At 68.1% G+C, this 18,090-nt stretch carries 16 protein-coding genes; 8 read left to right on the top strand and 8 right to left on the bottom strand.

What is annotated here, in order from left to right:
* Nucleotides 1-36: 36 nt before the first annotated feature.
* Nucleotides 37-1,254 (bottom strand): IscS subfamily cysteine desulfurase, encoded by a 1,218-nt coding sequence (locus tag IPG50_33190; GenBank protein MBK6697004.1) that lies wholly within the window; start codon nucleotides 1,252-1,254, stop codon nucleotides 37-39.
* Between the two features lie 33 nt (nucleotides 1,255-1,287).
* On the bottom strand, nucleotides 1,288-1,740 hold the full coding sequence (locus IPG50_33185) for a MerR family transcriptional regulator (GenBank protein ID MBK6697003.1): 453 nt from the start codon (nucleotides 1,738-1,740) through the stop codon (nucleotides 1,288-1,290).
* A gap of 506 nt (nucleotides 1,741-2,246) precedes the next feature.
* Here IPG50_33185 and IPG50_33180 point away from each other — a divergent pair.
* A complete protein-coding gene (locus tag IPG50_33180; protein ID MBK6697002.1) occupies nucleotides 2,247-2,471 on the top strand; it encodes a hypothetical protein in 225 nt (74 codons plus the stop codon).
* Nucleotides 2,472-2,483: 12 nt separating this feature from the next.
* Here the strand turns inward: IPG50_33180 and cyaY are convergent, their stop codons facing one another.
* Together cyaY and apaG are read right to left on the bottom strand one after the other, a co-directional pair.
* Nucleotides 2,484-2,810: an iron donor protein CyaY gene (gene cyaY, locus IPG50_33175; GenBank protein ID MBK6697001.1), complete on the bottom strand. Its 327-nt coding sequence runs from the start codon at nucleotides 2,808-2,810 to the stop codon at nucleotides 2,484-2,486.
* A gap of 17 nt (nucleotides 2,811-2,827) precedes the next feature.
* Nucleotides 2,828-3,235, bottom strand: coding sequence for a Co2+/Mg2+ efflux protein ApaG (apaG, locus tag IPG50_33170; protein ID MBK6697000.1), 408 nt, complete (start codon nucleotides 3,233-3,235; stop codon nucleotides 2,828-2,830).
* Nucleotides 3,236-3,366: 131 nt separating this feature from the next.
* Here apaG and IPG50_33165 point away from each other — a divergent pair, with 131 nt between their 5' ends.
* The 3 genes from IPG50_33165 to IPG50_33155 are packed head-to-tail and all read left to right on the top strand — an operon-like array spanning nucleotide 3,367 to nucleotide 6,426.
* Nucleotides 3,367-5,040: an amidase gene (locus tag IPG50_33165; protein ID MBK6696999.1), complete on the top strand. Its 1,674-nt coding sequence runs from the start codon at nucleotides 3,367-3,369 to the stop codon at nucleotides 5,038-5,040.
* 60 nt (nucleotides 5,041-5,100) lie between these two features.
* Nucleotides 5,101-5,577 (top strand): hypothetical protein, encoded by a 477-nt coding sequence (locus tag IPG50_33160; GenBank protein MBK6696998.1) that lies wholly within the window; start codon nucleotides 5,101-5,103, stop codon nucleotides 5,575-5,577.
* A 42-nt stretch (nucleotides 5,578-5,619) separates the two neighbouring features.
* Nucleotides 5,620-6,426: a hypothetical protein gene (locus IPG50_33155; GenBank protein MBK6696997.1), complete on the top strand. Its 807-nt coding sequence runs from the start codon at nucleotides 5,620-5,622 to the stop codon at nucleotides 6,424-6,426.
* A gap of 34 nt (nucleotides 6,427-6,460) precedes the next feature.
* Here the strand turns inward: IPG50_33155 and IPG50_33150 are convergent, their stop codons facing one another.
* Entirely contained in the window at nucleotides 6,461-7,360 is a 900-nt protein-coding gene (locus IPG50_33150) for an AraC family transcriptional regulator (GenBank protein MBK6696996.1), read from the bottom strand.
* 394 nt (nucleotides 7,361-7,754) lie between these two features.
* On the opposite strand from IPG50_33150, the gene IPG50_33145 reads away from it, so the two are divergent.
* Genes IPG50_33145 through IPG50_33135 form a run of 3 tightly spaced genes read left to right on the top strand, consistent with a single transcriptional unit; the run spans nucleotide 7,755 to nucleotide 13,344 of the window.
* Nucleotides 7,755-9,044 carry a TolC family protein gene (locus IPG50_33145; GenBank protein MBK6696995.1) on the top strand — a complete coding sequence of 430 codons (1,290 nt, stop codon included), beginning with the start codon at nucleotides 7,755-7,757 and terminating at the stop codon, nucleotides 9,042-9,044.
* On the top strand, nucleotides 9,041-10,249 hold the full coding sequence (locus tag IPG50_33140) for an efflux RND transporter periplasmic adaptor subunit (protein MBK6696994.1): 1,209 nt from the start codon (nucleotides 9,041-9,043) through the stop codon (nucleotides 10,247-10,249). The genes IPG50_33145 and IPG50_33140 overlap by 4 nt, the downstream gene beginning before the upstream one ends.
* Nucleotides 10,250-10,257: 8 nt before the next feature.
* The gene (locus tag IPG50_33135) at nucleotides 10,258-13,344 is read left to right on the top strand and encodes an efflux RND transporter permease subunit (protein ID MBK6696993.1); all 3,087 of its coding nucleotides are present in this window, start codon (nucleotides 10,258-10,260) and stop codon (nucleotides 13,342-13,344) included.
* A 47-nt stretch (nucleotides 13,345-13,391) separates the two neighbouring features.
* Here the strand turns inward: IPG50_33135 and IPG50_33130 are convergent, their stop codons facing one another.
* From IPG50_33130 to IPG50_33120, 3 genes are read right to left on the bottom strand one after another with little or no spacing between them, the layout of a single operon-like run.
* Nucleotides 13,392-14,792 (bottom strand): pyridoxal-phosphate dependent enzyme, encoded by a 1,401-nt coding sequence (locus tag IPG50_33130; protein MBK6696992.1) that lies wholly within the window; start codon nucleotides 14,790-14,792, stop codon nucleotides 13,392-13,394.
* Nucleotides 14,793-14,826: 34 nt separating this feature from the next.
* Entirely contained in the window at nucleotides 14,827-15,408 is a 582-nt protein-coding gene (locus tag IPG50_33125; GenBank protein MBK6696991.1) for a hypothetical protein, read from the bottom strand.
* Nucleotides 15,409-15,420: 12 nt separating this feature from the next.
* On the bottom strand, nucleotides 15,421-16,773 hold the full coding sequence (locus IPG50_33120) for a hypothetical protein (protein MBK6696990.1): 1,353 nt from the start codon (nucleotides 16,771-16,773) through the stop codon (nucleotides 15,421-15,423).
* A 105-nt stretch (nucleotides 16,774-16,878) separates the two neighbouring features.
* Between IPG50_33120 and IPG50_33115 the strand changes: the two genes are divergently transcribed.
* Entirely contained in the window at nucleotides 16,879-18,084 is a 1,206-nt protein-coding gene (locus IPG50_33115; GenBank protein MBK6696989.1) for an efflux RND transporter periplasmic adaptor subunit, read from the top strand.
* The last annotated feature ends 6 nt before the right edge of the window (nucleotides 18,085-18,090 follow it).

Genomic DNA, 18,090 nt, shown 5'->3' with positions numbered 1-18,090 from the left:
GGCTTCGTGGAGCGGAGGAATCTCGTCGCTCGCCCGTCAGTGGGCGACCCAGGCAACGCTCTTTAGGTCGATGCCTTCTTTGAACATTTCGTAGAGCGGCGAGACGTCGCGGAGCTTCTGCACCTTGGCGATGACGAGGTCGGCGACGTAGTCGACCTCTTCGGTCGTGTTGAAGCGACCGATGCCGAAGCGAATGCTCGAGTGCGCGAGCTCGTCTCCGACGCCGAGCGCCCGCAGGACGTAGCTGGGCTCGAGGCTCGCAGAGGTGCACGCGGAACCGGAGCTCACGGCGACGTCCTTGATGGCCATCATGAGCGCCTCACCCTCGACGAAGGCGAAGGAGAGGTTGAGGTTACCGGGCAGCCGATGGTCCATAGAGCCGTTGACGAAGGCCTCTTCGAGGGCGCCCTGAAGCCGCGTGCGGAGGCGCTCGCGGAGCGCGAGGATCTTCGCGGACTCCTCGCGCCCTTCGGTGCGCATGATCTCCGCGGCCTTGCCGAAGCCAACGATGCCGGGAACGTTGAGCGTGCCGGAGCGGTTGCCTCGCTCATGGCCGCCGCCGTCCATTTGGGCGACGAGCCTGACGCGCGGCTTCGCGCGGCGGACGTAGAGCGCGCCCACGCCCTTGGGGCCGTACATCTTGTGGGCCGTGATGGACGCGAGATCGACGTTCATCGCTTGCACGTCGAAGTCGACCTTGCCGACGCCCTGCACTGCGTCGGTGTGAAGGAGCACGCCGCGCTCGCGGGTGATGCGGCCGATCTCGGCGAGCGGCTCCACGGTGCCGATCTCGTTGTTCGCGAGCATCACGGACACGAGGATCGTCTTGTCGGTGATGGCCTTCTTGATGTCGTCGGGATCGACGCGACCGTCTTTCGCGACGGGGAGGTAGGTCACCTGGAAGCCCTGCTTCTCGAGGCGCTTGCAGGTGTCGAGCACGGCCTTGTGCTCGATGACCGTGGTGATGATGTGGTTGCCCTTGTCCTTGTAGAACTCGGCGACGCCCTTGATGGCGAGGTTGTTCGATTCCGTGGCGCCGGAGGTGAAGACGATCTCCTTTTCGCTTTGCGCGCCGATGAGCTTTGCGACACGCTCGCGGGCGACGTCGACGGCCTCTTCGGCGGCCCAGCCGAAGGGATGGTTGCGGCTCGCGGCGTTGCCGAAGACTTCCGTGAAATAGGGGAGCATCTCGTCAACCACGCGGCGGTCGACCGGCGTCGTTGAGTGGTTGTCCATGAAGATCGGAAACTTGATGGTCATGAGTTCCTCGGAAGTCGAAAGCACGCGCTAGCTGGCTTGAAGGCCCGCCACGAGATCAGGGACGCGCGCGTCGCATTCGTGTTGGTCACAGGCCTTGCAGGCGGAGAGCAGGCGGTCGGGATCGCAGACCTCGCAAGTGTCGAGGTAGGTCAGGCTCGCTTGGAGGTCGTGCTCGAGGGCGCGCATGCGGCGCATCGCGTCGCGCGTCTCGTCGAGCTTCTTCTTGTAGAGTTCGCGAACTTGCACCATCGCGCGAGGTGCGGAGCTTGAGCGCTCCCACTCTTTCACGATGGTCTGAATCTCCGTGAGGCTGAAGCCCATCTCCTGGAGCTTGCCAATCCAGCGGATGCGCACGAGCGCTTCGTCGTTGTAGAGGCGGTAGCGCCCCTTTGAGCGGGCCGCCGGGGTCAGAAGCTCCAGCTCCTCGTACAGGTGGATGGCCCGTACCGTCTTCCCGCTGGCGGTCGCCAGATCGCCCACCCGCATAAGACGGTCGGCCTTGTCGAGCCGGCCCTGGCCCGGCGACCCCGCGGGCGCAAGCAAGTCCGCGGACTCCAAGGAACTGGAGCAGACGGAGGCGCGAGGGGGAGTCGTACGGTCATGGGGCGGGTCGCCCTGAAGCAGAGGAGTCAGACGCGCAAGTCTGACGTGCAGGATCGACTCTGAATCCGTAGCGGCATGCTCGCGGGGGGTCAAGGACTAACGCTCACGTGCGCGTGAGAGTGTGCGAGCGCCGCTTGGCGGAAGCCGTTTTCAGTGTTTTCTTGCGGTATCACGCTCGCGGCCTGAGCATGGCCCCGAACGACCGCCCGAACGACGGGGAGGAGACGGACTCGATGGGACGCTCGCGCCTGGAGGAAGAGATTGAAGCGGCCACGCGGCAGTTTGTCTTAAAACTCGTGGAAATCATTCGGAGTGTTTCGATTGCGGAGGTCGCGGCCTTGGGGGCCGAGCCGTCCAAGCCTCGGAGACCCACTACCTCGGTCGTGGGCAAGCCCCCGCAGCGTCGGGCCAGCGCGCCTGGCGGCAGCGATTTGAAAGAGCGGGCCCTTGCGACGATCCGCGACGCAGGGCGCCCCATCGCAGCGAAGTCCATCGCCGACGCGCTATCCGTGCCCGCCGACAAGCTCGCAAAGCCGCTCAAGGAGCTCCGCGACGCCGGCGAGATCACCAAACACGGTGACAAGCGCGCGACGAAGTACTCGCTCTAGATCGACGCCCGACTAGATCGACAGATCCAGCGACGCGCTCTCCTTCACGATCGCTTGGAGCGTCGCGAAGAGCTCGCTCGAACCGCTCTTCGCTTCGCACCACGCGCCGCTAGCCTCGTCGAACGAGAAGTGCCAGGCGCGCGCGTTGGCGGCGACCCAGATCTGCTGCGTGGGGCGCTGCGTGTTGATGACGCAACGGCGTCGGCCCGAGAAGGTCAGCGTGAGGACGTCGCCTTGCGTTCGCTCGCACTCGACGACGTCCGGGTCGACGTCCTTGAGGGCGTCCTCGATGCGGCGGAACGCAACTTCCGCGAGGTCGCGATACTTTGACTCGTCCATGGCGCTCGTGTGCCGGGCTAGTTCAGGGTGAGCGGGAGGCTCAAGAGGAAGGGCGCGATGTTCGCGTCGAAGCCGCGGCCGTCGGCGCCCTCCATTTGGTAGCTGCCCTTCATCTGGCCGCGCGGCGTCTCAAGGACGCAGCCGCTCGTGTACTCGAAGCGCTCACCAGGCTGGAGCCGCGGCTGCTTGCCCACGACACCGGGACCTCGCACCTCGTCGACCTTGCCCGCGCCATCGGTGATGATCCAGTGGCGACTGCGGAGTTGCACGTCGCCCGTGCCCTCGTTGACGATGCGGACCGTGTACGCGAAGACGTAGCGGTGCTCGCGGGGCGAGGACTGCTCCGCCACGTACGTCGACTCGACGGTGACGCGGATACCTTCGGTGATGGCGGTCGACACGTGGGCCGGCACGACGTTCGTCATGGGGACGGTTATAGCGCCCGTCTTGCGAGTTGCGAAAGGGGCGTCGGCGGACGACCGTCCGAATAGCGGGCGGTCGTTCGGCACGCCCGGCCAAAGCCGAGCCGCGCCGCGCGCGATTGACGCCGAGAGCGATGTCGCCGAAATCGGAGGTCATGCCTGTCCCGCGCATCTCCGGTGTTCCGCTTCGTACCCTCGCGCGGGCTGCGCGCACGCGCGGAGGCGCATACTCCATCTATCGAGCCCTGCGAAAGGACGTCCGCGGAGACGAGCTCTTGGCTCTCCCGGAGGGGCTGCGCGGAGGCCTGCTGCATAACTTGACGCCGCTGGCGGGACGACCGCCGCGCTCGGGCCCCGCCGACCTGCCGCTGCCAGCCGGCGGCTGGGCCCCTACGGTGATGAAGATTGGAGAAGCCTACGGGCGGGGCGACCTCACGCCGAGTGAGGTCGTGCGACGGTGCTTCGAGAAAGCGCGCGACCTCGAGTCACGCACGCCGACCCACGCGGTCTTGCTTCAACGCGACGAAGACGTGGCCACGCGCGCGGCAGCGGCCTCGACGGAGCGGTGGCGAACGAAGGCGACGCTCGGGCCCTTCGACGGAGTGCCCTGCGCCATCAAGGAACAGAGCGCCGTCGCCGGTCTGCTGCACCAGAACGGTACGAGGGTCCTGAGCGACCTGCCGGCGAGCCAGGACGCGGCCTGCGTGGAGGCGCTGCGCGCCGCCGGCGCCATCATTCTCGGCACGACGCCCATGACCGAATACGGGATGTCGCCGCTCGGGCAGAACGCCCTCCGGACCATGCCGCGCAATCCGCACGCGCCGGGACACCTGGCCGGCGGCTCCTCCACGGGCTCCGGCGTCGCCGTCGCCACCGGTCTCGTGCCCTTCGCGCTCGGCGTCGACGGCGGCGGGTCGGTGCGCATTCCCGCGGCGTGGAACGGCGTCTTCGGCCTCAAGCCCACTTGGGGAAGAGTCAGTCGGCGTGGCACCTTCGCCAGCGGGAGCATGTCCCACGTCGGTCCCCTCGCATCGAGCGCGGTCGATCTCGCCGGCGTCCTCGAGCGCATCGGTCACAGCGACGCGGAGGACCCGGAGACGTTCGTCGCTCCCGCCATCGACAAGCGGGCGCTCAGCGCCGCGCTTCGTCGCGGTGTTCGAGGCCTGCGCGTCGGCGTCGAGGAGCGCGAGTGGGCCGACGCCTCCTCCGAGATGGCCGCCGGCGGACGAGAGGCCCTTCGCGCCCTCGAGCGCGAAGGCGCGGTCCTTGTTCCCGTGCGCCTCGAGCTGTTGCGTTTTGCCATTGGCATCGGCGCGCTCAACATCGGCCCCGAGGCCCTCGCGCTGAACGCCCGCGACTACCAGCGGCTTGGCCACCTGATGGGGCACGACGTCCAAGTGTCATTCGCGGCGCTGTCGTGTGTATCTTCCACCGAATTTCTCGACGCCCAACGGCTCCGCACGGGCCTTCGTGCGGAGGTCGCCCACGCCTTCCGAGACATCGACCTCTTGGCGCTGCCGACGACCGCCGACGCGGCACCGGCCGTCACGGCGCAGGAGATGGCCAGCGGCTTCATTGACGGCCACGCGCTGGCGCGAGCGTGCCGCTACGCGTTTCTCGCGAACCTGACGGGCCTGCCGGCGGGCACGGCCCCCGTCGGCAAGACCGCCGCCGGTCTTCCCATTGGCTTTCAGCTCGTCGGCGACGCGTGGGACGAGGGGACCGTCCTCGCGGGCCTCGCGCACCTCGAGCGGATGGGCGCGGCCGAGGCGACCCGGCCGCAGGTGTACGTCGACATTCTCGGTTAGAACCGCCCGTTCCGCCGTCCCCTTCCAAACGACCGAGCGCCGTCGTAACCTCGCTCGGTCTTGCGCCTGGTCCACCTCCTCACCTTGCTCGCGGTCGGCTCGCTCTTGGGGTGCAGCCGCAAGGATGAGCAGTTCGAGTCCGTCTGCCAGATCGTGAAGCGCACGGTGGTCGATACCGACGACAAGGGCGCGCCGACGCTCGTCGACCTCGAGCTTGAGTGGGATCCGTGCCCCGGCGATCAGTTCCAGATGGTCCGCGGCGGCAAAGACTTCGCCGCCTGCATGGCCAAGTACGATGAAGGCGACTTCGTCCCGGTGCGCGTGGTCCACCAGTGGGACACGCGCGGCCGCTACTCGTGGGACATCTTTCAGATCGGCGACTGCAAGCGCCCCCTCGAAACGAACAACGAGGGCAGCTACGAGAAGTCGCAGGAGTGCAGCGACGAAAAGTCTTACGGGCAAGCGACGGGCTTCGCCTGCAGTCGGCGGCCGTTCAAAACGCTCGTGTCCGTCTGTCCGTTTATGGCTCGCAACTGATCCGCACCTCTACCTCGCGCTTCGAGAAAAGAACCACCGACGATGTCTGCTCTTGCATCCTTCAACTCGCTCGTTCGCCGTTCCCTCGTGTCCGCCGGCGTCGTTATCGCTGTCGGCCTCGGTGTTGCCTGCACCAGCGACGAGACGACGACCAACCCCGCCACTGTGGACGCCGGCACCGACAGCGGCGGGACGCGCATCATCTGCGGCGCCGGCGCCGCGCTGTGCGCGGGCAACGAGTGGTGCGCCTACGAGCTCGTGGGCTCCTGCGGCAAAGACGGCCAGCGGGGCACGTGCACAGTGCGGCCCCCCAACTGCGCCACCGATTGCCCCGCCGTGTGCGGGTGCGACGGCAAGATCTACTGCAACGCGTGCGAAGCCCAGGCCGGTGGCACCGACGTTGACAAGGCGCGCGCCTGCTTGCCCGGCGGCGGAGAGATCCTCGCCTTCGCCTTGCCAGGCGACCCCGCAAAGGTCGCAGTGCTCAAGAAGGACGAGGCGCGTTCTCTGTGCGTGAGACTCACGCTCGTCGCGCGCCTCGGCTCGCGCTACGGCCTCGACGTCCCGAGCGAGTGGGGCGTCGACGGCGCCGAAGCGACGAACGATCCCGCCGACTGCAGCGTGACGAGCACGGGCACCCTGCCGACCCCAAAGGGCGCAAACCTTGGCCCCGTGAACGGACAAGGGCGCGTCACCTTCTCTGCCGATCGCGGCCAGGCCGGCAAGTATCCCTGTTCGCTTTCCATCGCGGCGCGCCTTCAGTTCGAGCCCTCTCCGAGCGTCCCATGGGTGCCGACCGTCGAGGCGCTGTCGGCGCAGAACGTGAACGTCGCCGGCGGCTGTCCGTAGCGCTGAGTCGCACGCGGCAGGCCAACGCGCAACGTTAGCCTACCGACTGGAGCTCGCTCGCGGCCCTTCGCGCCGTCTCGGGCACCGGCAGCCCTTCGACCTCTGCGTAGAGCGCACGGAGCTCTTGCGGCGACATGTGCCCACGGCCTCGGAGCGCCATCCGAAAGAAACGCGTGCTCTCGAACCCTACTTGCAGCGCGGCGCCGGTGACCGTCAGATCAGGCCGCGCCAGGAGGAGCTGTCGTCCCGCTCGGAGACGGACGCGCAGTCGGTAGTCGATCGGCGTTGTGTGAAATCGGCGGCGGAACGCCCGCGTGAAGGTCTCCGGCAACATGCATGCGGCCTCGGCGAGATGCGCGACGTAAAGCTGCGACACGTGCTCTGATTCGATGAGGCGGCGCGCCTTCTCGAGCGGGTCAACGCACATCGGGGAGGTCTCGCGTTCGACGAACTGCATCACGGCGGTCACGATGGCGTCGTGATCGAGCGGCGCCCTGCTGAGGGCCGCGTCGGCGAACGATCGGGCCGCGAGGACCAGGCGCGGATCATTGTGGCGGAGCGCCCCGGCGACGGGGTGTTCGCTCCAACCAAAGGCCGTCGGGTCGGTGATGCGAAAGCCGACGAGCACGCCGCGCTCGTCGCTCGAGACCCGTGAGTCGGTGTGCAGCTCGCCGGGGTTGTAGGAATAGAGCTGATCGCTCTCGAGCACGTGGGCGCCGCGCGCCTCCGACTCGTACGTGCCGCGTCCATGAAGGAGCACCGCGACTTCGAAGCGATCTTCCACGACGAGCGGACGTCGGTACGGAGCTCCCGGCTCGAACTGAATCACGTAGCCAAGCAAGCCCGGGGCGACGGCGCGGCAACGTATGCGCTGGGTGCCCTTGGGGAAGTTCGGGGGCAGAACGGACGGTGTCTCGGAAGATGAGGGAAGCATGGGAATCTCCTCGCCCGCCTGGCCTTGGCCGCCGTCGGGGTTCACCGGACACTCAGCAACGGTCGCACCAAGGGCGGGTGCGCAAGTCGTTCCCCCAAAAAGGTGGCAAAATTGGCCCCGGCATCGCCGGTGCGCGAGTTGCGCAGGGGGCGACTGGCGGGGTCCAGCCAACAATGCCCCGCGCGTCGATCCACGCCCGAACGCTGCCCTCGTGGCGGGCGGGGGGGGTGGCGGGCGGGGGTGGCTGGCGGCCGTGGCGGCTCGGCGTCCGCCGGCCCGAGTGTGCGATACTGCACCGGTTGATGAAGCCGATCCCAATGCGAGCCGGCGACGACGGTCGGCGCTACACTCACGCTGCGTCATCAGGCGCGCCGGGGGGGCCGAGCGAGTCCTCATGAAGGCGTCGACCATCGCCCTTTCCTGCTTCACGTTGACGGCTGCTGCGTGGCCGAAGGCGTCCTCAGCGCAGGCGCCTCCCCACACGGCCCATGATCCGCCGGCCGCGGCGTTGATTGATCGTCGCGTGGCGCTCACGCGAGGCGCCGCCGCGGGCCCCGGCGTGGCCACCGCCTTGGCGCCACGCGCGTCGGCAGCGCAAGCCGAGGAGATGGCTGGCCCGTTCTTGAGGGCCCCCGCCCTGACGGTCTTCGCTGGATACCGCGCCAGGGCGCCCGTCGTCGGCCCCGAGTTGTCTGTCAACCTCACGCAGGACGTGGCACTTCGCGGCTTGGGCGATGCGCGCAGGCAAGCGGCGGCGCAGCTCCGCGAAGCGGTTCACGCAGACGTGCAACAAGCTCGCCTCGGGGCCGCGCTACGCGGTGTCCTCGCATGGGCGTCTGCGCTCGAAGCCAAAGACGTGCTTCGCCTTCGCACGCTAGCGCTGGCGCAAGCGGAGGCCGTCGCCGCGAGCACGAAAGCACGCGTCGCGTCTGGCGTCGGCCAGCCGCGCGAGCTCGCCCTGGCCTCGGGCGAGGTGGGCACGGCCCACGCGCTGGTCCTTGAAGCGGAAGGTACGCTCTTCGAGAGGCTCGTCGACCTCCGACACGCCTTGGGCATGGCGGAGAGCGACGCCGTCGACGTGAGCGGCGATCTCTACGCGAGCGACGACAGAGCCGTCGACGCCAAGAGCGCGCTCGCCAGCGTCAGCGAACACCCGGCGATGCGGACCGCGCGCGCTCGCACCGAGCTCGTGGCCCGCGAGGGCCTCCTCACGCGTGCGCAACACGGCCCAACGGCGATGGTCGGAGGCAGCTACGCGCGCGAAGCCACCGGCGAACAGATCGTCGGCGCCATCGTCGGGTTCCCGCTGGCCATCGTCGACCCGTCGCGCTTCGAGCAGGCTCGCCTTCGTGCAAGCGAAGACGGGCTCCGCGCCCATGAAGCGCGAACGCTCGCCGAGCTCCGGCGTGACGTTAACCTCGCGCTGCACGATCGCGAACATTGGCGCGAGGTCAAAGAAGCGCTCCGCTCGCGAGCCATCGAGCCTCTCCGCGAGGCGCTCCGCCTCGCGAAGAAGGAGTACGAAGTCGGCACGCAAGACGTGGCCATGGTGCTGCTCGCGCGACAAAAGGTCGTCGGCGCCGAAGAGCAGATGGCTCGCGCCGCCGGCGCCGTGGTTCGCTCCGACGCGCAGCTCGCGTATTTGACCGGGGCCCTCGCGGCAGAGATCGGGAGGAGCCCATGACGACGCACAAGACCCCGCGGGCGCGCCGAGCGGCGGCCATCGTCACGGCATCGCTGGCGCTCTTTGTGAGCGCATGCAAGAAGGAGCCGCCGCCGCAAAAGGCGAGCTCCGAACCGGCCGGCGCCGCCAAGGCTCCGCTCCACATCGACGGCGCCTTGTTGACGAGCGGCCGCGTCAAGCTCGGGAGCGTCGAGCGTCGCCATTTTCGCCGCGAGCTGCGCGTGGCCGGCGAGATCCGCTCCAGCGAGGTCGGCGAAGCCGACGTGGGCGCCTTGGTCGCGGGACGTGTCACGTCGCTCGAGGTAGGCGAAGGCGCTCGCGTGAAGCGAGGCCAGGTGCTCGCGTGGGTCGACGCTCCCGAGGTCGGCCGCGCAACGGCCGAGCTCTTGCGCTCACGGGCGCGCTCGCGCGTCGCGCAGCAGAAGCTAAAGAGGCAGCTCGAGCTCCAAGGTGAAGGCGCTACGAGCAAGAACGCCGTCGATGAAGCCAAGGCAGAGGCGGAGATTGGTCGCGCCGACCTCGCCGCCGCACGCACCCTGCTCTTCAACCTCGGCGGGCAAGAGCCAGCGGAAGGCGCCGGCGAGAACGGCCCCATCTCGGTGCGCGTCCCCGTCCGCGCGCCGATCCCGGGCGTTGTGTCGCGGCACGACGCGATCCTCGGCGCCCCGGTGAGTCCTGAGCGAACCCTCTTCAAGATCATCGCCGACCGCGAGGTTGCGATCATCGCGAAGGTCCCGGAGGGCGCGCTTAAGCCATCGACCGGTGCCAGGGCGGTCGTTCGCTCACGAGGCGGTTCACCTTCCGGCGGTCCGCGGGAGTGCGCCGCCCATGCCGTCGGCGAGCTCGGCGCCATCGAGGAAGGGACCCGCACCCTGCCGCTTCGCCTGGCCCCCGACGGCCCGTGCACCTGGCTCGCGCCGGGCGGCTACGTCGACGTCGCCTTTCCGATGGAGAGCGAAGACGCCGGTCCGCCGGCCCTCATCGTGCCGTCGGACGCCGTCGTCGACGTCCAAGGAGTGCCCTCACTCTTCGTTCCCGTGGCGGGCCGCGAAGGCGACTTCGAGCGTCGCACGGTTCGCGTCACTTCGACCTTCGGCGCCGACAGCGTCATCGAATCGGGCGTCGCCGAGGGCGAGCGCATCGTGATCAGCGGCGCGCTGCTCCTCAAGGGTGAGCTGCTCCGCGCCGAGCTCGAGGGAAAGTAGGACCCGTGATCGCGGCCATCGTCGAGTGGTGCCTAGCGCGCCGCCTCGTGATCGTTCTCCTCGCCGTGCTCCTCTCGGCCTTCGGGGTGAAGGCCTACCGCGAGCTGCCCGTGGACGCCGTTCCCGATGTCACGAGCGTTCAGGTTCAGGTGCTCACCAACGCGCCGGGCCTGTCGCCGCTCGAGGTCGAAGCCCTCGTCAGCCGGCCCGTCGAGCTCGCCATGGCCGGCTTGCCCGGCGCAACGACCATTCGGAGCGTCTCGCGAAGCGGCGTCTCGGCGGTCACCATCGTCTTCAACGACGACGCGAACCTCCTCGAGGCGCGCTCACTCGTCTCTCAACGCCTCGCATCGGCGCGCGAAGCCATTCCCGCGTCGGCCGAACGGCCCGAGCTCGGGCCCCTCACGACGGCGCTCGGCGAGGTCTATCACTTCAGCCTGAAGTGGCCCGATCACGCGGCACGAGAGCTCCGAACGCTCGTCGAGTGGGACCTCGCGCCGGCGCTGCTCACGATCCCGGGCGTCGTGGAGGTCAACCCCTGGGGGAGCGGCGCGCGGCAGGTCGAGGTGCGCCTGCGCGGCACCGACATGCGCGCCCTCGCCGTCAGTCAGAAGCAGGTCGAAGCGGCCCTCCTCGGCGGAGGCCAGAGCGCCGGCGCCGGCGCGCTGGAGCGACGCGAGGAGCAGATCCTCGTGCGCTTCGACGGGCAATACCGCACGATTCAAGACGTCGAGCGGCAGGTCGTGGGCACGCGTCAGGGCGGCGTGCCGATCTTCGTCAAAGACGTCGCGACGGTCACCGACGGCGAGGCGTATCGCACGTCCGCGGCGACCGCCGACGGCGAGGGCGAGACCATCTACGTGATGGTGCAGATGGTCGCCGGCGGAAACGCGAGCGAGGTCGTCGCGCGGGTCAAGGAGCGCCTCGATGAAGTGAAGAAGCGTCTCCCGAAGGGCGTCGTACTCGAGCCCTTCTACGATCGCGCCGCGCTCGTCGACCGAGTCCTCGGCACCGTGAAGCGCTCGCTCTTGGAGGGCGGCGTCATCGTCATCGTCGTGCTCTTTTTGCTCCTCGGTGACATTCGCGCAGGGCTCGTCGTCGCCACGGCGATCCCTTTCGCCATGCTCGGCGCGTTCCTGCTCATGAACGCGCTCAAGATCAGCGGCAATCTCATGAGCCTCGGCGCCATCGACTTCGGTTTGGTCGTCGATGGTGCCGTGGTCATCGTAGAAGGCGCGATGGCGCGCATGGCTGCGAAGAAGCTCTCGGCGCAGGCCGCGCTGTCGCAGGAGGCCCACGCCGTCGGTCGCCCCTTGGCCTTCGGCGTCTTCATCGTCGCGCTCGTGTACGTGCCGGTGCTCTTCCTCGAGGGCGTGGAAGGCAAGATGTTCCGCCCCATGGCCTTCGTGGTGCTCTTCGCCCTCGGCACCGCGCTCGTCCTCTCCTTCACGTGGATCCCGGTCGCCGCCAGCGTGCTCCTAAAGAACGTCCGCAGCGGCGACCCGATGCTCGTGCGCGCGCTCCGCCGGGTCTATCAGCCAGTCCTCGAGCTCTTTCTCGCGCGGCCGCTGCTCGCCGCCGCGGCGAGCGTCGTCTTGATCGCCTTGGGCGCCTTCGCGGCGGCCACGCGCGGCGCGGAGTTCGTTCCGCGCCTCGAAGAGGGCGACCTCGCGATTCAGGTCACGAGGCCGCCGAGTGTCTCGCTCTCGGAAGCGGTGCGAGGGACGCTCACCATCGAAAAGACGCTGCGCGCGTTCCCGGAGGTGACGCGCGTCGTCTCACGCACCGGCAGCCCCGACGTCGCCACCGACGTCATGGGCATCGAGCAGAGCGACGTCTTCGTGATCCTGAAGCCCCAGAGCGAGTGGACGACAGCCCACGATCGCGAAAGCCTCGTGGCGGTCTTCGACGAGGCCCTCCGCAAGAAGCTTCCGGGCACCGGGTTCAGCTTCACCCAGCCCATCGAGATGCGCGTGCAGGAGTTGCTTGGAGGCCTCAAGAGCGACGTGGGCGTGAAGGTCTTCGGCGACGACTTGCCCGTCTTGACGCACATCGCCGGCGACGTCGCTCGCATGCTCTCCGAGATTCCTGGCGCCGAGGACGTTCGCGTCGAGCCCACGTCGGGCCTGCCGCTGCTCACGATTTTGCCGAACCCGCAGAAGATGGGGCGCCTCGGCGTGTCGACGGAAGAAGTGCGCGCTGCCGTCGAAGCCATTCGCGCCGGGCGCGTCGTGGGCACGCTGGTTGAGGGCGAGCGACGCTTCGCGGTGACGATTCGCCTCGACGCGCCGCCTCCGCCCGACGTCGCGTCACTCGAGGCCATGCCGCTATCGCTCTCGGAGGGGCGCGTCTTGCCGCTCGGCGACGTCTGCGACATCCGCCTCGACGAGGGACCGGCACAAATCAGCCGCGAACACGCGCGGCGCCGCGTGCTCGTCGAAGCGAACATCCGCGGCCGCGACTTGGGCTCGTTCGTTCGCGAGCTCGGGCGCCGGCTCGCCAAGGTGGACCTGCCGCCACGCACGTATTTCACCGTCACCGGCCAATACGAGAACCTCATTCACGCGGCCACGCGCTTCGCCATCATTATCCCCGCGACGCTCGCGGTGATCTTCGCCCTCCTCTACCTGGCCTTCGCGAGCGTGCGGCCGGCGGCGCTGATCTTCTTGAACGTGCCCATCGCAGCGAGCGGCGGCGTGCTCGCGCTGGCGAGCCGCGGCTTGCCCCTTTCCATCTCGGCGGCCGTCGGGTTCATCGCGCTCTTCGGCATCGTCACATTGAACGGCGTCGTCCTCATGACGGCCGCGCGGCGCAACGCGGCGGAGGGTCTCGCGCCGCTCTCCGCGGTCCGCGCCGCTTGCGAGGAGCGCTTCCGGCCGGTCCTCACGACCGCCGTGGTCGCCTCCATTGGCTTCCTACCGATGGCCATCGCCACCGGTACCGGTGCGGAGGTGCAGAGGCCCCTCGCCACGGTGGTCATCGGTGGCCTCGTCACGGCTACCGCGTTGACGCTCGTCATCTTGCCAGCGCTCTACGCGTGGCTGGCCCGCGGCGACGCGACCGTCGCCGGCGGCGACTCGATCACCGAGCTGTAACGGCACCGAACGCGGCACCGAAGCCTAGGGCACTGCGCCGCGAGGTTTTAGACGTTGGGGCGCGCGCTCGAGCGAGGCGCTTCGCCGCCCCGCGCCAGGAAGTCGATGAGGTCGATCTTGGTCACGATGCCCACGACGTCGTCCTTCTCCATCACGATGGCACTCTTCGCGTCGGCGAGGACGCCTTGCAGGAGCTCGATCTTGGTGTCGGGGGTCACCGTGGCGTAGTCGTCTTCGGCGAGCTCGCCGACCGGTGAGTCGAGGGTCTTTAGACCTGTCACGAGGTGCCGAAGGAGGTCGACCTCGGCCACGATGCCAGCGAGCCGGCCGCCCTCGATGAGCGGGAGCTGGCTGATCCCTTCCCTCTTGAGCGTGTCGATGACTTCGCGCACGGTCGACTTCGGCGCCGCCGTGACGAGCTTGCGCTTGTGCGTCGCCATGACGTCGCGCACGGTGCCGAGGCCCGGCGACTCCTCGAGGAAGCCGTTCTCACGCATCCAGTCATCGTTGAAGATCTTCGACAGGTATTTGATGCCTCCGTCGGCGAGGAAGACGAGGATCTTCTCCTTCTTGTTGCGCTCACGGGCGTACTTGATGGCGCCGGCCACGGCGGCGCCGCCGGAGCCGCCGGCGAAGAGCCCCTCGAGGCGCGTGAGGTCGCGCGTCATGAGGAAACACTCTCGGTCGTCGACGCGGACGATGTCGTCCAAGATCTTGAGGTCCATGGTCGTGGGGAAGAAGTCTTCGCCGATGCCTTCGACCTTGTACGAGAAGGGCTTGGTGACGCGGCCCGTCTTGACGAAGTCGTAGTAGAGCGAGCCCACGGGATCGACGCCGACGATGCGGAGGTTGGGCATCTTCTCGCGAAGAAACTTGCCGGCGCCGCTCAGCGTGCCTCCGGTGCCCATGCCCGCCATGAAGATGTCAAAGTCACCGTTGGTCTGGCGCCAGATCTCCGGGCCCGTCGACAGGTAGTGCGCCTCCGGGTTGGCCGGGTTGTGGTACTGGTTCGCGTAGAAGCTGTTGGGCGTCTCGTTGGCGAGACGCTTGGCGACTTGATAGTAGCTGCGCGGATCTTCCGCCTCGACGGCCGTGGGGCAGACCACGACCTTGGCGCCGAAGGCACGCAGGTACGAGATCTTCTCCTGGCTCATCTTGTCGGGCATGACGAAGATGCACTTGTAGCCGCGCACCGTCGCGATGAGGGCGAGCGACGCGCCGGTGTTGCCGCTCGTGGCCTCGATGATCGTGCCGCCGGGTTTGAGGCCGTTTTCTTCGGCGCGGCGCACGAGGTTCCACGCGAGGCGATCTTTGTGGCTGCCGCCGGGGTTCAGGTACTCGAGCTTGACGTAGATCTCCGCCGCGAGCCCTTGCGTCACGCGGTTGAGGCGAACGATCGGCGTGTTGCCGACCCCCTGAAGAATGTTCTCGATGGCACCGTGCATCATGATGGTGTCGCTCCCGTGCGGTGATTCTCGTCGCTTAGTTCCGCTGCCACTTGGTTCCGTCGGCGCAGCTGTACCGGTCGACCTGCGCGAGCGCGATCGACGCAGCCTCGACGTGCCGCATCGGCCAACTCAAGATCGCCTTCGGCGCCTTGGCGGCGATCTCGTCTTTGCCTTCGAGCTTCTTGCCGAAGCCCACGAAATGCTCGCCGCCCCTGTTGAGCCGCGCCGAACGGCCCCAGCTATCAAAGCCGTAGGCCGTTCCCTCGAGCGAGGTGATGGCGCACGGCACATCGCTCTTCACGACGAGCGACATCTCCGCGCCCTCGTCACCGCGGCCGACAGACCCGAGCGTAACGCGAACGGGATCTTTTGCGGTGAACTCGGCTACGGCACGGCGCGCGCGTTCGAGAGGCATGGCCACCAAGACTTTCGTGCCGGGCGGCGGCACCGGGTTGGCGTCGTCGGCCCTGAGCTTCGAGACCTGCGCCTCGGTGAGCACCATGGGCGGCAGGCGCCACTCGCGCTCGAGCTTCGCCTGACCCAGCACGTAGCCGGCGAAAAACGCGCCGATCACGAGCGTGAGCCCCAACGCGCCCAGGATGACTTTTCGAATCACGACGCCTCCACTTCAGAGAATGCTGACGAGCGCCATGAGGCCGGCCGTGATCGGCGGCACCCACGCGCGGAAGATTCGGAACCAACGGTCGACGTCGTCTTCCTTCACGATCATGAAGAACCACGTCGTCGCCATGTTCAGCAGGAGCGCCACGTACACGCCCAGCATGAGCTTGTCGGCGCGGGTCAGATAGCCGGTGGCCGGTAACGCCTGCGTGAGCGAGTAGTGGAAGAAGACGGCGGCCGCGAGCATGGGCGCTCCGGCGTTGCTGCGAACCTCCAGCTCTTGCGGCGGGACCCACAAGCCGAAGAGCGAGATGAGCACGATGATGTACGCGGGCACGAAGACGCTGAAGGCCGCCGACGTGACGAAGCGATCGATCGAGAGCGTGAACTTGTAGCGCGACACGTAGAGGTCGTCGCGATCGAAGCGCGGCGGGTAGCGATGCTTGTAGGCGCGTGCGCCGATGCCCGCGACGGACCAGCCGGGCAGCTCGAAGCCTTCGTCGAGGCTGGTGCGCTCCTTGTGCGGCTCGAAGATGAGCTGGTCGACGCCGGCGCGCTGGTCTTCCATCTCGATGACGAGGTCCTGCGTGTCGAAGGGGTACCTGCGAAGGTCCACCGGGCTCTCGAACTTCGCGCCGCAACGGAGGAGCCTAAAGGTCGGCGTGTCGGCGAGCACCGTTTGATTGATCTCCGTGGCGTTCGGAAACGTGAGCGTCACGACCCCCATGGGCTTGTCGCTCGTAAGGGAGACGAAGAAGTCAGCCTGGAACGAGCCGTGCTGAATGTCGTATTCGCGAACTGTGGCGAGGACGAGACCCACCTTCGCAGTCGCGGGCCCGCCAAACTTGGGGTGCGCGAACGGGGAACGAAACGGGCCCTCCCTGTGGATCGGCACGTTGCCCGTGCCGATGGCCGCCTTCTCCTCTTCCGAGATGTCCTTCGGGAAGTCGTCGTCGGTTTGAACGGTGGCGTAGTCGATGCCCTCCTCGGGCTTGTCGGAGGGCTTGTCGGAGGGCTTGTCGGAAGGCGGCGGCTCCGCCCCTCCACTGGCTTTCGCGTCGCTCTTCGCGCCGTCGTCCTTGGGCGCCGGCGGCTCCTTGACCGCGCCGGCCTTCTCCTTCGGATCCGCCGCGCCCTTCTTCGCGCCGTCTTTCGCGCTCTTTTCGGCTTTCGCGGGCGCCTCGGCTTTGGGCGCGTCAGGCTTGGCGCCCGCCTTGTCCTCGCCCTTGGCGTTCACGCTGCTCTCCTGCGGGCCCTGAGCGAGCGTGACGCCCTTGCCGCGTCCCGATTGCGCCGACACCTTGCCGGCGACAATGACGACCCCCAGCACAAGCGCAATCGCGACCGACAGCACTTGCATAAGTGGAAGCCGGCGCACCGGTCGGTCCCGATCCTTTCGCGGCGTTCTCGGCATGGGGTGCCGCAAGGTACCGCTCTCTCGGTCGCAGACGCTATAGTTTCGGCCATGGGCCGGCTCCGCAATCCGCTTGCTGCCGCGGTGGTCCTTGGCGCCCTGGTTTCGGGCACCGCGACTTGCCGCAAGAAGGAAGCGCCGGCGGCCGAGACGAAGACCAAGGCGGAGGCCGACATCGTGCTCGGGGCCGGGATCCTCGACGCCGCCGCCATTCGCACCGGCAAGCCACGCAGCGTCGCCTTCCGCACGCACGTCACGGTGACGGGCATGCTCGAGTTCGTGCCCAACCGCGTCGCGAAGGTGGGCCCCATCATCGAGGGCCGCATCGTGCAGATCCGCGTCGATCCTGGGCAGCGCGTGACGCCGGGGGCGATTCTCGCGACCGTCGACAGCGTGGAGGTTCGCCGCGCGCGCGCCGACTACCTGACGTCGCAGGTGAAGGTCGAGTTCGCCGCTCGCGAGCGCGAGCGACAAAGGCGCCTCGCCGACGGGGGTCTCACGACGGGCCAATCGGTCTTGGCCGCCGAGACGCAGACGGATCTCGCGCTGCTCGAGAAGCGAGCCGCCGCGGAGCGACTCTCCGCCGTCGGCGTTCGAGCAGAAGATCTCAACGCGGCGACCGAAGGCCGAGCGAGTCGGCCGTCGACGGGGACGGCGCTGAAGACGCCGCTCGGCGGGCTCGTCCTCGACGTCAACGCGCGCATCGGCCAAGCCGTGAGCGCGGCCGACACGCTCTTCGTCGTCGGCGAGATCGACAAGGTTTGGCTCGTCGTCGACGTCTACGAGCGCGACCTCTCACGCGTGCACGTGGGCGACGAAGCGCGGGCGCGCGTCGTCGCGTACCCGGAGCGTGAGTTCCGCGGCACCGTCGACTACGTCGCAGGCACCGTCGACCCCGTGCGGCGCGCCGTCTCCGCACGCGTTGTGCTCGACAACCCTGATGGCCTCCTCCGGCCCGGCATGAGCGCGACGGCTCACGTCTTCGGCAGCGGCACGATCCAAGGCGGCGACGGAGGCGCGGCGCCGATGATGATCGTCGTCCCGAAGGAGGCCGTGCAGACCATCGACGGTCAGCCGTTTGTGTTCCTCGACAAGGGCGGCGGCAAGTTCGACCTGCGCCCTGTGGTCCGCGGCGGCGAGGTCGACGGCGACGTCGAAATCAAGAGGGGCCTCGCTGCCGACGAGAGCATCGCCATCGAAGGGACCTTCGTGCTCAAGAGCGAAGCCTTGCGCTCGCAAATGGGGGAAAACGATTGACGGAGC

The organism is Myxococcales bacterium (assembly GCA_016703425.1).
GTDB lineage: Bacteria > Myxococcota_A > Polyangia > Polyangiales > Polyangiaceae > JADJCA01.
This window is presented reverse-complemented; position numbering and strand designations above follow the sequence as displayed.

Coding starts and splice junctions, on each gene's coding strand:
- IPG50_33140 (MBK6696994.1), top strand. CDS start 9,041: ATGACGACGCACAAGACCCCGCGGGCGCGCCGAGCGGCGGCCATCGTC.
- cyaY (MBK6697001.1), bottom strand. CDS start 2,810: ATGGACGAGTCAAAGTATCGCGACCTCGCGGAAGTTGCGTTCCGCCGC.
- IPG50_33130 (MBK6696992.1), bottom strand. CDS start 14,792: ATGATGCACGGTGCCATCGAGAACATTCTTCAGGGGGTCGGCAACACG.
- apaG (MBK6697000.1), bottom strand. CDS start 3,235: ATGACGAACGTCGTGCCGGCCCACGTGTCGACCGCCATCACCGAAGGT.
- IPG50_33150 (MBK6696996.1), bottom strand. CDS start 7,360: ATGCTTCCCTCATCTTCCGAGACACCGTCCGTTCTGCCCCCGAACTTC.
- IPG50_33115 (MBK6696989.1), top strand. CDS start 16,879: ATGGGCCGGCTCCGCAATCCGCTTGCTGCCGCGGTGGTCCTTGGCGCC.
- IPG50_33155 (MBK6696997.1), top strand. CDS start 5,620: ATGTCTGCTCTTGCATCCTTCAACTCGCTCGTTCGCCGTTCCCTCGTG.
- IPG50_33120 (MBK6696990.1), bottom strand. CDS start 16,773: ATGCAAGTGCTGTCGGTCGCGATTGCGCTTGTGCTGGGGGTCGTCATT.
- IPG50_33145 (MBK6696995.1), top strand. CDS start 7,755: ATGAAGGCGTCGACCATCGCCCTTTCCTGCTTCACGTTGACGGCTGCT.
- IPG50_33165 (MBK6696999.1), top strand. CDS start 3,367: ATGTCGCCGAAATCGGAGGTCATGCCTGTCCCGCGCATCTCCGGTGTT.